We start from the raw sequence: 12,711 nt of genomic DNA, 5'->3' as shown, positions 1-12,711 counted from the left end.
TTACCTCCTCCGATTTTATCCCAGAATCCAGATTCCCCCTGCTAAAATCGACAACACTGTAATAAATGTCTGGTAAGCAATATCCATAATAAGGTTACTTATACTATCTGCATCCACCTTTTTATTCTTAAGCATCACATGTGTATGAGACCAAAGGCCACTGAGTCCATAGATGTACATCGTTACGAGAACCCCGATCCAAAAAGTACCTTGGAACCAAATGGCCAGTATCCCCATTATTCCTAAACCTACTTGAGAGAATCCATATTTAACCTGAAACGGTCCACCGGGCCATCCTAACATTTTCGCTGTTTCATCAGCCCTCGCAATATTAACTACGTAACCAATTACGCCAACTAATCCGAAAGTAACAACAAACTGATGAAGAAGAAGGATCGTACTTATATCACTAACACTGTTGGGAAACCCCAGGATAAACAAATGCACCAGAGCTGAAATAATTCCTAACACCCACAACGCTAAAAACCACACATTAATTCCTCCTAAAATGATAAGTGTATTTTTGTTATTATTCCATTTCTCAACATACCTGCTTGTGGTAGCCCCTCCCCTTTCGCTCTAGCAATTACCCTAACAACCCTTCGTTCTACTAATCGATAGGTAAGGTAGAATCTTTATTAACAGTGACTATCTATTCAGTTCTATGTAGAGTCTTTTAGGTGAATACTTATGTGGTATTTATGTGGTGTTTATGTGGTGTTTATGTGGTATTTATGTGGAGTTTTATGTAGATAAATATAAGATTCGAGTTAGAGTTTATGCTTCTTGAATTCGGGGTTATTAAAAAAGTTTATTTATATCCTTATAAAGAATTACTTAGAATATTTTCCATTAATTATCTAATAACAAGACTTTATACTGAGATGTTATATTTGTCAATATATTAATTTTATTGATTATGTTTACTTTTTCAGAAAAAGATAGAGACATTCTTAATTAGTAATATTATTTGCGTTGTTTAGCGCTCGTCGTGTTGACTTTTATAAAGAAAGACTCTTTATGTCTATGTTATGGATGGTCTGGGTAAATAGTTTTTCTTTTGTACAAATAGCCAACTTATAGTTGGCATTCCAATCGAACTGTTTTAGATACCAAATATTATCACTACTAGAATTTCTACCTATTTTAGCTCGTAAGGATTCCCCGGGCTCTTGCTGTTCTATCTCAATCTCAAACGATTGAAGCGGGATGCTGAGGCCCTTTCCAACAGCTTTAATGTAACTCTCTTTAAATGTCCAAATCTCATAAAATCTATCCATACGTAATACCGGATCTCCCCCAAAAATATATCTATACTCCTGATAAGCAAAAAACCTTCTGGCTATTTCAATGTCTATATCATCCTTTTTTTCTATATCGATTCCTATCTCATCTTTATCAACTGCACAAACCACCCACTCTCCTGAATGAGAAACATTAAAATAACAGTGTGTATCTCCAGATATAAACGGTTTTCCAAACTCATTGTATTCCAATTTAATTTCCTCTAGACTGCAACTCATAGTTTCAGCACACATAGTTCTAGCAAGTAAGTCGGCAGCTAAAGAACGTATAACATCTTGTTGTCTTTTAAGTTGTTTTAATCGTGCTTGTTTCTCCTCAGAAAGCCTTTTCCACAGAACTTCAAACGTCTTAGCATCAATGTAAGCACCTACATATACTGAATACAATTTCATAAATTATCACTCCAATTCACAATTTATGTGCACTTAAATATCTTTATATGTAGAAATTCTTAGCGTGTCGCTTGCGGTTATTGGATGTCCAAATGGTGCCTCCTTTAGTAAAAACAACCTTCCTATGATAGTATTAAAATACAAATTAACCAACATTGAAGGATGGTAGTCCATGGAACTAAGACAATTACAATATGCCATACAGATTGCGGCGGAACGAAACTTCTCGCGAGCAGCAGAGAAACTACATATTGCTCAGCCCTCACTCAGTCAACAGCTAGCTAAGCTAGAGAAGGAGATTGGAGTGTTACTTTTCCAGCGCAATACGAGTAGTGTTGAGCTAACTCATGCTGGAGAAAAGTTTATAGAACAAGCGCAGAAGATCATTGATGCAGTTGAATTATTGCGGCAAGAGATGTCCGATATTTCGCAGCTTCGTGGAGGTAAGGTTGTTGTCGGAAGCATGCCTATCACCGGTTCTCATCTGCTTCCTTATGTGCTTCCAAGCTTTAAACTAGCTTTTCCAGATATTGAAATCAATCTTTTAGAAGACTCGTCAATGAATCTAGAGAAACTGACTGCACTGGGTCGGACGGATCTAAGCCTGCTCTCCCTTCCATTGGTGGAACCTTCGCTTGCATATGAGGTGATTGGAGAAGAATTGATCGATCTGGCTGTTCCCCCTCTGCATCCACTAGCTTTGAGAGCTACGAACAGCCTTTCGCCTGAACCTGTTCATTTAGAAGAACTCAAAGATGAATCCTTCATCGTACTCAAAAAAGGGCAAGGCTTTCGCACTATGACCTTCGATCTCTTTCAAAAAGCTGGATTCGTGCCACAAGTCGTATTTGAAAGCAGTAACATGGAGACGATACAATCACTTGTAGCCGCTGGAATGGGCGTAACTCTCGTGCCACGTTATATTGCGCGCGCGCCTAGATCAGAGTTCGTACCGGTCTATTTACCATTGGCTGAGCCTATTCCCTATCGAACACTTGTTGTTGCCTATCGAAAAGGTCGTTATCTCTCCAAGGCCGCGGAAGCCTTTATTGCGACATTCAAGAAATCTATGGAGGAATTAAAATAAACTGCTACACAAACCTATGCTTCATCTGTTTTACAAGTAGAAATGGCTTCGCCGTCCTTTTTCAAGGACGGCACCCGTTTCAGCGGAAATATAAGGATTAGAGTATCAAGTGAAACTTATACTCTAATCCTTATATTTTAATAAATATCTGGTCGACGATCTTGAAAGACGGGAATACGACTTCGTACCTCATCAACAAAGGAAATCGAGACTTCACCGATAACTATTTCTTCGTCTTCTCCACTTTCAACAACAATTTCACCCCATGGATCGATGATCATCGAATGACCGAAGAAAGAAACATCACCGCTCTCCCCTACTGTGTTACACGCGATAACATACATTTGATTCTCAATGGCTCTCGCCATGAGTAATGTTCGCCAGTGATGTAAGCGGGGATGCGGCCATTCCGCCGAAACAAACAGTACCTTCGCTCCATTCAAAGCCAAGGAACGTACCATTTCCGGAAAACGTATATCATAGCAAATGCAAACACCTGCTACACATTCATCATTCAGCTGAAAAGAAACCAATTGTTGACCAGGGACTAAATATTTCTCTTCATTCATCAGACGGAATAAGTGAATTTTTGAATAATCGGCAATTTGCAAACCTGCTCGATCAAACACATACATCGAATTGAATACCTGCCCTGCATTGGATTGGGCTATCGAACCTCCCACGATAAAGACTTGATGCCGCTTAGCAAAAGAACTTAACCAACTCTTGCTATGCTCACCATCCTCATCTGCAACATCTTGAATCTGCTCCAGTGCATATCCTGTGTTCCACAATTCAGGTAATACTAAGAGATCTGGTTTCGGGTTCTTTGCGACGGCCTCCTCCATTAATGAAAGGATGTGCTCTTCATTCGCAACAGGTTCACCTAATATAATTGACGTTTGAATCAATGCTATACGTAAATTACCATTCTCTGCACCTTTTATCATCAAGGTTCCCCCAATTCTAATAGATATGCTCATCATATCTTATAAAAGCTAACCCGTACAATAGTCTGCAAAATTCAATCTATCTACCTTTTACTCTTTGCAAAGCAAACAGTTCCATGGTATTCTAGTTGAAAATAAACTACCTCTTATAATATACAAACGTGTTGACGGGACCAATTAATAAGGCTACTTCACGCCTTTAGAGAGTAAATTCCTTGGCTGAAAGAATTTACCGTGAACCTTATCTAAACCTACCCCTGAGCGGCCTACCACATCGGTGGGACAGAACCTTCTGTTACTAGGTAATCAAGTTGGATGATTTATTCATCAATAAAGGTGGTACCGCGGAAGCTATAACTTTCGTCCTTTGCTCGTCAAGGATGAAGGTTTTTTTGTTGTCAATTTATTGCTACAATGAATAATCATAAGGACGTGATACTTGTGTCATCCCGTATCGTCATCAAAATCGGTAGTAGCTCCCTTACTTTTGCCGAAGGAGCTCTAAATCGGGAAGCCATCCACTTTTTCGCAGGAGAAATGGCTTCTCTACACGCAGCAGGTCACGAAATACTATTAGTCACATCAGGAGCTGTAGCAGCAGGCTTCCGCGAGATAGGTTATCCCTCTCGCCCCCGTCTATTGCACGAGAAACAAGCCGCAGCAGCGGTAGGTCAAGCTCTATTAATGCAATCTTACCAGCAAGCCTTCGGGTCACATGATATTGTCACAGCACAGTTACTTCTTACACGGACCGATTTCTGTAGTCGCAAACGAATGAACAATGCTGGCATGACGGTTGAAGAGTTATTGAAGCAAGGTGTCATACCGATCTTTAATGAGAATGATACTGTCTCTGTAGATGAATTGAAATTCGGTGACAATGATACTTTATCCGCTCTCGTCGCCAATCTAGTGAAGGCACAGCATCTATTGATTCTGACAGATATGGATGGTCTATATTCAGGAGATCCCCGTAAACATCCAGATGCTGTTCGATTCGGTCGGATCAGTGAAATTACAGAAGAGATTTATGCCATTGCCGGTGGTGCCGGCTCTTCTCTCGGTACAGGTGGAATGCGCTCTAAGGTGGATGCCGCCAAATTCGCAACAAGAGGAGGGGTCCCTGTTTTCGTAGGAAAAGTAACTGCCCCTGGGGATCTGCAAAGTGCAGTTGATGGAGCTGGGCGCGGGACATACTTCGATACAGAACTTTCCTCTCTCTCCATGAAGAAGCAATGGCTCGGCTTTATGTCTACACCACTTGGTTCTATTACTGTAGATGAAGGTGCAGAACAAGCACTAACCCATGGGGGGCATAGTCTACTTTCAGTCGGCGTGAAGCAGGTCGAAGGTCACTTCCATGCAGGAGATGTTGTTGAAGTACTCAATATGGAAGCGGAAGTCATTGGAAGAGGCATCATTAATTACGATGACGATCAATTACGAGAGGTTCGTGGAATGTCTAGTTCGGATGTCTTCAAGAAAACAGACAATATTCATCGATTGGAAGTTATTCACCGTGATGAGTGGATTACGTTAAAATAGGCTATGCTCAAAAACTTTTAGGAGGTTATCCCATGATTACGAATGAAGTAAGAAATAAAGCAACACTTGCCAAAACCGCATCTACCGTGCTTAACCGTTTGGATACGGAGCAGAAGAATGAGGCATTGCGACTTATGGCCCAAGCTCTTAGAGATGAACAAGAGATTATAATTACCGCCAATCTCGAAGATCTCGAGCGTGGACGCCAACAAGGAACGCCACCTTCCCTTCTGGATCGTCTCGCGTTGAATCCAGAACGAATCCATGCCATGGCTGAAGGCTTAGAGCAAATTATCGATCTTCCAGATCCTATTGGTGAGGTACTAGAAGCCATCGATCGTCCCAACGGTTTGGCGATTGATAAAATCCGTGTACCCATTGGTGTTATCGGAATCATCTATGAAGCTCGCCCTAATGTGACTGTCGATGCCGCTGGCCTTTGTCTAAAGACAGGAAATGCTGTTGTCCTACGTGGTGGTTCAGCCGCTATCTCATCAAACCGTCAAATTATTGAAGTGTTGCATCGCGCACTAGCCTCATCAGCTATTCCTGTTGATGCTCTTCAAATCATTGAAGATCCAAATCGTAGTTCCGTTGATGAAATGATGAAACTGAAAGGAATATTAGATGTCATCATTCCTCGAGGTGGAAGATCACTCATCCAGAACGTCGTAGAAAACTCCACTGTTCCTGTGATTGAGACCGGTGCTGGCGTATGTCATACCTATCTCGACGCTTCAGCAGATCCTACTATGGCTACTGACATCAGCTTAAATGCCAAGGTTCAGCGTCCTTCTGTTTGTAATGCCATGGAGACTCTAATCATTCATAAGGATTTCGCAGCAATCCATCTTCCACTTCTTGCGGAACAGTTCAAGGAATCCAATGTAGAAATACGAGGCTGCGAGAATACTCTTGCACTCATCCCATGGGCTACTCAAGCAACGGAAGAAGATTACTCTACAGAGTACAATGACTATATTTTGAATGTGCAAATAGTCAATACGATGCAAGAAGCTCTCGACCATATTGCGAAACACGGCACACAACACTCTGAATGTATTGTGACTGAAGATCAAGATCATGCTACAACTTTCATTCAAGAAGTTGATGCTGCTGCCGTCTACCATAATGCATCTACTCGTTTCACAGACGGATTTGAATTCGGATTCGGAGCAGAGATTGGAATTAGTACTCAGAAATTGCACGCGCGGGGCCCAATGGGACTCCCTGCACTCACTACTACTAAATACCGTATTTATGGCAACGGACAAATCCGTCGGTAATTCCGGCAAGGAGGATCATATCATGAGTGAACAACATCGTTTATTTCAGAACAATATCGCCTTTTATGGAGCAGGCTCGATGTCAGAAGCGATTGTTCGCGGTCTTATTGCGCGTTCAGTTATTTCACCTTCTAACATAATTATGCTGAATAGAAGTAATTCAGCTCGGCTTGAGGAATTGAATCAACGTTACAATGTACAGACCAGCAACGATGAGGCTGCCACAATAGGAATTCTCCGGACTTCTTCAATCATCGTACTAGCCATGAAACCTAAGGATGCTGCTTCCGCCCTACAGCAATTGGGTCCCTTACTATCCGGAGGACAACTAATTGTTTCAGTTATTGCAGGTTTATCTATCCATACCATACAGCGTCTATTAGGTCGTAACATACCTATCGCTCGTACGATGCCGAATACATCCAGCTCTATTGGTCTTGGTGCCACTGGAATGTCATTCTCTGATGAAGTTACTCAAGATCAACGTCGGACCGTCATGACTCTTTTTGATGCCGTCGGTACGGTCACCGTCATCGATGAGATGCAAATGGATGTGCTGACTGGGATTTCCGGTAGTGGGCCTGCCTATATTTACTATATGATGGAAGCTATGATGGAAGCCGGTATTCGCGGGGGTCTGACGCAACAGCAATGTAAAGAATTAACCGTCCAAACCGTCCTTGGTGCTGCCAGAATGGTGCAACAGACGGGTGAAGAACCTAGCGCATTGAGAGCTAAAGTCACTTCTCCGAATGGCGCTACACAAGCGGCGATCCAAACCCTTGATGAGGGAAATTTCTTCGAAGATGTTATTGCCGCTGTCCATCGCTGTGCCGAACGCTCTCGGGAAATGGGCGCTGCACTAGAGAATGAAGTATAGTAGATTTAATAATTGAATCACATACCAACCAAAAGCACCCCATCCTTATGATACATAGGATGGGGTGCTTTTTATGACGTTACCCTGTTTCGTGCCAATTGACTGATTAGATCTGGAATCCACGAATTCAATTGTGTGAAAGGGAATCCCGCTTCAATCCCCTTGGAATTACTCATGAAGAATGATTGCTCCACGCCATAAGGTGATTGATTCGATTCTGACGTATGTTGTTCAATCAAGGCTGACTTGCCTACTTCCTGTTCCATCAAAGCAATTATCTCAGCTAATGATATCTCACCCGTTGCACAAGCATTTAGAGGTCCCGTAAGAGATTGATCCTTAAGCCAGCATAATAATGCCGCAGCCTCATCCGAGGAAATGAAGTTGATCTTAGCATCTATCGAAGGAATTCCTATAGCAGTCCCTTCCTTAATCCGCTCGATGTGAAATTCAAGCCGTCGGGTGTAATCATCTTTTCCCACGACGAACGTAAACCGTACGCTACACACAGGAAATGTAGCATGTTGCGCAAATATAGCTTCAGATAACGCTTTACCTGTACCATAATCGAAATCCGCGCGGCAACCCATCTTGATCGGATACGTGTGTGGATCCAATCTGTGTGTTCATGTGATGCTGGCTCATATACGGACATGCTTGATGTATTAATATATCTCTTCGCCTTGCCCGCAAATACTTTACACGCATTCCAAGCGTCTTGAGGTGAATAACAGATGTTATCGTAAATGACGTCCCATTCATAACCTGCTGTAGCCTTTAATAAAGAGCTATAGTTCTCACGATCCACGATAAGACGCTCCACTCGATCTCCAAATGAATCTGATGCAATCCCTCTTGTAGCAATCGTCACATCCATGCCCTCTTCCAAAAGCAACTCTACTAGCTTCTTTCCGAAAAAACGCGTCCCTCCTAATACTAATGCTGATTTCATATAATTCCTCCTACTCATCCAGTTGATTACCGACGACCTCGGACTTGTTCTGACTTGTTCTTCATTTTCTTATTGCTGAGCGCCAACTTCAGTCCGCCACCAATGAGTAGTACCGAAACAATGAAAGTTTGAATATACGTACGTAACCTATAATCAATACGATACTCAGGGAACTGTCTTTCCAATACTGGAATAATGAATTGCGTACCTAAGTAATACAACCCCAGCACAAGTAACCCTATTCCTATCAATCCACGATGATTATCGAGTCCTTCCACTAGCGGACGATCAACTAGCGGTTCTTTACCATAACGAGAGGACTGTTGAAGTCCGTCAAAGAAACTATAGAACCAAATAACCGGGATGAGGAACATGAACAATGATAGTCTGAGAATATCTAGCACATAGATGGAACCCAAGAACAATACCATCAGTTGCAATCCTCTCTTTTGCAAGCCTAGATACATATGTCCCGCTCCAGGAAAAGCAGACAACAACGTCACTAATATTTTACTGCGTTTACCATCTTCTCGTCCTTCTTCAAATTCCTCAAATAATGTTCGATCGACTAATATCTCACCTGCCTGCTTCCGATTCATTTGTTGTACAACATCAAACATACAATATAACCAAATAATCGGGAGCACACCGAGAAACAACAGGAATACCGATGAACTTGTAATCCCTGTAACGAACACCATAATTGTTATTAAACCGAAGAATGATATTAAGAAGGATAGTCCTCTTTGCATCAAACCCAATTGTAGATGACCTAGTCCTGGGATAAATGATAATAGAATCGTATAAAAACGTTCACTATGCTCGCTTTTCAAAACTGCTGGTTCACTTATTAACTGTCCTTGTTCGTTCACTGCATGACCTAGTTCATTCCGCATCTGAGACGAGGATCGAGATGGGGCTCTTAATAAGAAGATAATTAAATCAAGCATGCTAGCGCACCAGAGGAGTAGTCCACATACCAAGCCAAAACCTATTAAATCATCAGTATTAGTAGCTATACCCAACAATATACTCGCACCCATACTTCCAAAGAACATTAAGGGATACAGAAATCCCCTCGTTTTTCTTCCCAAGAAATAATGCCCCAAACCAGGGAACACATTTAATATAAAAGCAAAAAATCCACTTCGCTCATTATGCACACAGATCCGCCCTTTCGATTCATTTATCGTTTCAATTGGTCCAGCCAAGTTACTGTAATATCCATGATCTGATCACTATAAGACGTTGTATGTTCCTTTGTTATCACGTTCAAGTCCCCAGCCACTAACTTATCAAATATCCCGGTAGACAAAAACAACAAGGTCAAGCAAGCAGCCACTGTATAATGGAAGATCGAATGTTCAAACCATCGTCGTCGTTGTTCAACGAAGTCCAATTCTTTCCCATAGAGATGATCAGGAAGTCTATTCATGACATCATCCGTAAATTGTATTGCATCCACCATATCTGGCATCCTCAGTTCCATGGAAGATAAGAGTTGGATATGTAGTTCCATCGCTTCAGTATCTTCAAGCAGTAGAGATTCCCATGTCTGCTCTTGTTCCATTGTGCAAGTTCCATCTAAATAACACTGTCCGAGCTTTCGCTTATCGTCCATACTTAAATGATTCATTTCCATTCTTCCTCCTTCCATTTCTTCCGAATCCAATCTCTTGCCCGATATAACTTAGATTCTACAGTCTTCGGCTTCACATCGAGCTCTTCGGCAATTTGCTCGTAATTTTTCTCTTCTAAATAAAATGCCGTAAGCACAACACGATGATTATCCGGTATCATTTGTAACTTCTTCTTGAATAGTTCCTTTTTTTCCTGACGGATAGTCAGAGATAATGGATCTTCTTCATCCGAGGGGATCAAATCCATGTCGACCACTGGATATAGTTGTTTATCCTCACCCCGCCGTGTCTTCTTTCGCTTCAAATCAATAGCCTTGTTCGTAGCAATTCGAGTAATCCATGATTTAAATCCTTGGGATCGGTATTGAGACAGAGACTTATAGATCTGGATAAATGTCTCTTGGGCAACATCTTCCGCATCCTTCACATCTCGCAATACCGAGTATGTCGTATAAAATATATGTTTACTGTACTCATCTACAATGAGTCGAAAAGCATCCGTATTACCCCGAAGAACTTCTTCTATGATTTTATCCTCGTCAATAGTTCTCCTCTCCTTCCCTTAATCTTAGACGTTCATTTTATCATTACCCCTGCACTCCTTGTGAAAAGAATTTTGGAGTAGTGCTATAAACCGATAGAGTGAACAAAGATGTTCTCTTGTTATTGATGAAAGATAGAGCAAGCTAGCCTTTACTGTAAGTCACAAAATCAAATTTCTCTATTATAATGGTCTTCAAGAGACGAAGAACGTCCCGCTTCCATTCCCCCGCGAATGGAAGCGGGACGTTTTCTTTTATTCGGGAGGGATGTCGAGATGAATTTTGATGAGGCACATGCTGCATTTATTCAGTACCATTTACACAAAAGAAAAGGGGAGCGACGCGGCCGTCTGGAGCGAGGTCACCGCGAAGCAGAGAAGTTATTCTGCCGCAATATTTGGTGGCCACTACTTGGAAATTTCGATCATTTACATCCAGAGTTCGAAGTCCTCGATTGGCGGGGTCTATCCTATTTCTGTGATTTCGCCTGGCTTACGTGGGGTGTAAAACTTGTTATAGAAATCAAAGGTTTCGGTCCACACGTACGGGACATGGATAGACAGAAATATTGCAATGAATTAAATAGGGAAACTTTTTTATCTGGTATGGGATTTCAGGTCATTTCATTTGCTTATGATGACGTCGCTTACCGACCCGAACTGTGCATTACGCTACTACGCATGGTGCTTAGCCGCTACCAACCAGAATCTACTCCTAACAACTTGATCAATGTCATGGAACGAGAGATCATACGTCTTGCCTGTTTACTTACTCGCCCTCTGCGCCCAATCGATGTGGAAACTCATTTAAATATCAATCACCGCACCGCTGTTCGAACACTACAATCGCTCTGCATGAAGGGCTCGTTTACCGCTGTAGCCGGGGCGGAGGGTAAACATGTCGTGCGATATGAACTTCAGCCTGGCGCATTGATACGCTGGTAGAATACCTGTGATTCTACATCTATTTCTTTCGCTATTTATCGTATAACAACAGTTCCTGCAAATATACACCTTTTAACCTGTCAACCCCTCAATTCGGCGACTAATGCTTTAAATTCCTGCACAATTGTAGGTATTCTGCTAGAAAGTTCATTTCGAAGAAAAAAGCCTGCGCTTTCGCAGGAATATGCCCTAAGTCAAGTATAAACGGCTTCGCGTCCTTTTTTTAAGGGCAGTACCCGTTTCAGCGGAAATATAAGGATTAGAGTATCAAGTGAAACTTATGTTCCCATATATGTCAAAAAGACTGAACGAGGCTCTCCCCGCTCAGTCTCATTCCCAGTCTCAAAATAATTCTTTCTCATAACCTGCACGCAGCACCGTCTAATGTTTTACAATGTTATCGCAGTATCCAGTGCTACTTCCATCATGTCATTAAATGTGGTCTGGCGCTCTTCAGAGCTTGTCTCTTCACCAGTCAATAAGTGATCACTTACTGTCAAAATAGTTAAGGCGTGAACACCAAACTTCGCTGCCAGCGTATAAATCGCAGTTGTTTCCATTTCCACACCTAGAACACCATACTTCATCAGTTTCTGTACTACAGAAGGATCGTCGCGATAGAACATGTCAGAACTGAATACATTACCTACATGTAGCTTAAGACCTTTAGCTATTCCTAGTTCATAAGCTGTTTTAAGCATGTTGAAATCCGCGATGGGCGAGAAATCATACCCTCCGAAATTGTGATGATTGACACTCGAATCCGTACAAGAGGCTTGCGCAAGAATAACGTCACGAACATGAACATCCTTTTGCATACTACCGCATGTACCTACACGTATCAGGTTTTTAACACCATATTCACTTATCAGTTCATTGACATATATGCTAGTTGATGGAATCCCCATTCCCGTTCCTTGAACGGAAATACGTTGCCCTTTATAAGTACCCGTGAATCCGAGCATCCCTCTAACTTCATTGTAACAAATCACATCCTGCAAATACGTTTGTGCAATAAACTTCGCGCGCAGTGGGTCTCCGGGTAAAAGTATCGTCTCAGCAACATCGCCAGGTTTCGCCCCAATATGAGTGCTCATTCGTGTTCCCCCTAAAAATCAGTCTACAGCCATCATAACATAATTGGCATACTATTTTCAGACGACCACTCTCTTTTCAAGATATGGAAAA

Annotated in this window: 14 protein-coding genes; 5 read left to right on the top strand and 9 right to left on the bottom strand. The window is 41.9% G+C overall.

The window, feature by feature from the left end; all coding sequences use genetic code 11:
- Positions 1-15 precede the first annotated feature (15 nt).
- Together AC1TO8_RS08365 and AC1TO8_RS08360 are read right to left on the bottom strand one after the other, a co-directional pair.
- Positions 16-492, bottom strand: a complete 477-nt coding sequence (locus AC1TO8_RS08365) for a DUF6790 family protein (RefSeq protein WP_482055111.1) — start codon at positions 490-492, stop codon at positions 16-18.
- A gap of 509 nt (positions 493-1,001) precedes the next feature.
- On the bottom strand, positions 1,002-1,697 hold the full coding sequence (locus AC1TO8_RS08360; protein ID WP_482055110.1) for a 4'-phosphopantetheinyl transferase family protein: 696 nt from the start codon (positions 1,695-1,697) through the stop codon (positions 1,002-1,004).
- A gap of 172 nt (positions 1,698-1,869) precedes the next feature.
- On the opposite strand from AC1TO8_RS08360, the gene AC1TO8_RS08355 reads away from it, so the two are divergent.
- On the top strand, positions 1,870-2,784 hold the full coding sequence (locus AC1TO8_RS08355) for a LysR family transcriptional regulator (RefSeq protein ID WP_482055109.1): 915 nt from the start codon (positions 1,870-1,872) through the stop codon (positions 2,782-2,784).
- A gap of 137 nt (positions 2,785-2,921) precedes the next feature.
- Here the strand turns inward: AC1TO8_RS08355 and AC1TO8_RS08350 are convergent, their stop codons facing one another.
- On the bottom strand, positions 2,922-3,734 hold the full coding sequence (locus AC1TO8_RS08350; RefSeq protein ID WP_482055108.1) for a carbon-nitrogen family hydrolase: 813 nt from the start codon (positions 3,732-3,734) through the stop codon (positions 2,922-2,924).
- A gap of 441 nt (positions 3,735-4,175) precedes the next feature.
- On the opposite strand from AC1TO8_RS08350, the gene proB reads away from it, so the two are divergent.
- Genes proB through proC form a run of 3 tightly spaced genes read left to right on the top strand, consistent with a single transcriptional unit; the run spans position 4,176 to position 7,445 of the window.
- Positions 4,176-5,279 (top strand): glutamate 5-kinase, encoded by a 1,104-nt coding sequence (proB, locus tag AC1TO8_RS08345; RefSeq protein ID WP_482055269.1) that lies wholly within the window; start codon positions 4,176-4,178, stop codon positions 5,277-5,279.
- A 32-nt stretch (positions 5,280-5,311) separates the two neighbouring features.
- The gene (locus AC1TO8_RS08340) at positions 5,312-6,565 is read left to right on the top strand and encodes a glutamate-5-semialdehyde dehydrogenase (RefSeq protein WP_482055107.1); all 1,254 of its coding nucleotides are present in this window, start codon (positions 5,312-5,314) and stop codon (positions 6,563-6,565) included.
- 22 nt (positions 6,566-6,587) lie between these two features.
- Positions 6,588-7,445 carry a pyrroline-5-carboxylate reductase gene (proC, locus tag AC1TO8_RS08335; protein WP_482055106.1) on the top strand — a complete coding sequence of 286 codons (858 nt, stop codon included), beginning with the start codon at positions 6,588-6,590 and terminating at the stop codon, positions 7,443-7,445.
- A 71-nt stretch (positions 7,446-7,516) separates the two neighbouring features.
- Here the strand turns inward: proC and AC1TO8_RS08330 are convergent, their stop codons facing one another.
- The 5 genes from AC1TO8_RS08330 to AC1TO8_RS08310 are packed head-to-tail and all read right to left on the bottom strand — an operon-like array spanning position 7,517 to position 10,563.
- Positions 7,517-7,927, bottom strand: a complete 411-nt coding sequence (locus AC1TO8_RS08330; protein WP_482055105.1) for a hypothetical protein — start codon at positions 7,925-7,927, stop codon at positions 7,517-7,519.
- Complete coding sequence (locus AC1TO8_RS08325) at positions 7,858-8,397, bottom strand: NAD-dependent epimerase/dehydratase family protein (protein WP_482055104.1); 540 nt, start codon at positions 8,395-8,397, stop codon at positions 7,858-7,860. The genes AC1TO8_RS08330 and AC1TO8_RS08325 overlap by 70 nt, the downstream gene beginning before the upstream one ends.
- Positions 8,398-8,423: 26 nt before the next feature.
- Positions 8,424-9,560 (bottom strand): hypothetical protein, encoded by a 1,137-nt coding sequence (locus AC1TO8_RS08320; protein ID WP_482055268.1) that lies wholly within the window; start codon positions 9,558-9,560, stop codon positions 8,424-8,426.
- Between the two features lie 23 nt (positions 9,561-9,583).
- On the bottom strand, positions 9,584-10,033 hold the full coding sequence (locus AC1TO8_RS08315; RefSeq protein ID WP_482055103.1) for a hypothetical protein: 450 nt from the start codon (positions 10,031-10,033) through the stop codon (positions 9,584-9,586).
- On the bottom strand, positions 10,030-10,563 hold the full coding sequence (locus AC1TO8_RS08310; RefSeq protein ID WP_482055267.1) for an RNA polymerase sigma factor: 534 nt from the start codon (positions 10,561-10,563) through the stop codon (positions 10,030-10,032). Before AC1TO8_RS08310 ends, AC1TO8_RS08315 begins: the two co-directional genes overlap by 4 nt.
- 291 nt (positions 10,564-10,854) lie before the next feature.
- Here AC1TO8_RS08310 and AC1TO8_RS08305 point away from each other — a divergent pair, with 291 nt between their 5' ends.
- A complete protein-coding gene (locus AC1TO8_RS08305; protein ID WP_482055266.1) occupies positions 10,855-11,523 on the top strand; it encodes a PDDEXK family nuclease in 669 nt (222 codons plus the stop codon).
- Between the two features lie 389 nt (positions 11,524-11,912).
- Here AC1TO8_RS08305 and deoD read toward each other — a convergent pair whose 3' ends face one another.
- Entirely contained in the window at positions 11,913-12,620 is a 708-nt protein-coding gene (gene deoD / locus AC1TO8_RS08300) for a purine-nucleoside phosphorylase (protein ID WP_482055102.1), read from the bottom strand.
- Between the last annotated feature and the right edge of the window lie 91 nt (positions 12,621-12,711).

Source organism: Paenibacillus sp. Y859 (assembly GCF_056786405.1).
This window is presented reverse-complemented; position numbering and strand designations above follow the sequence as displayed.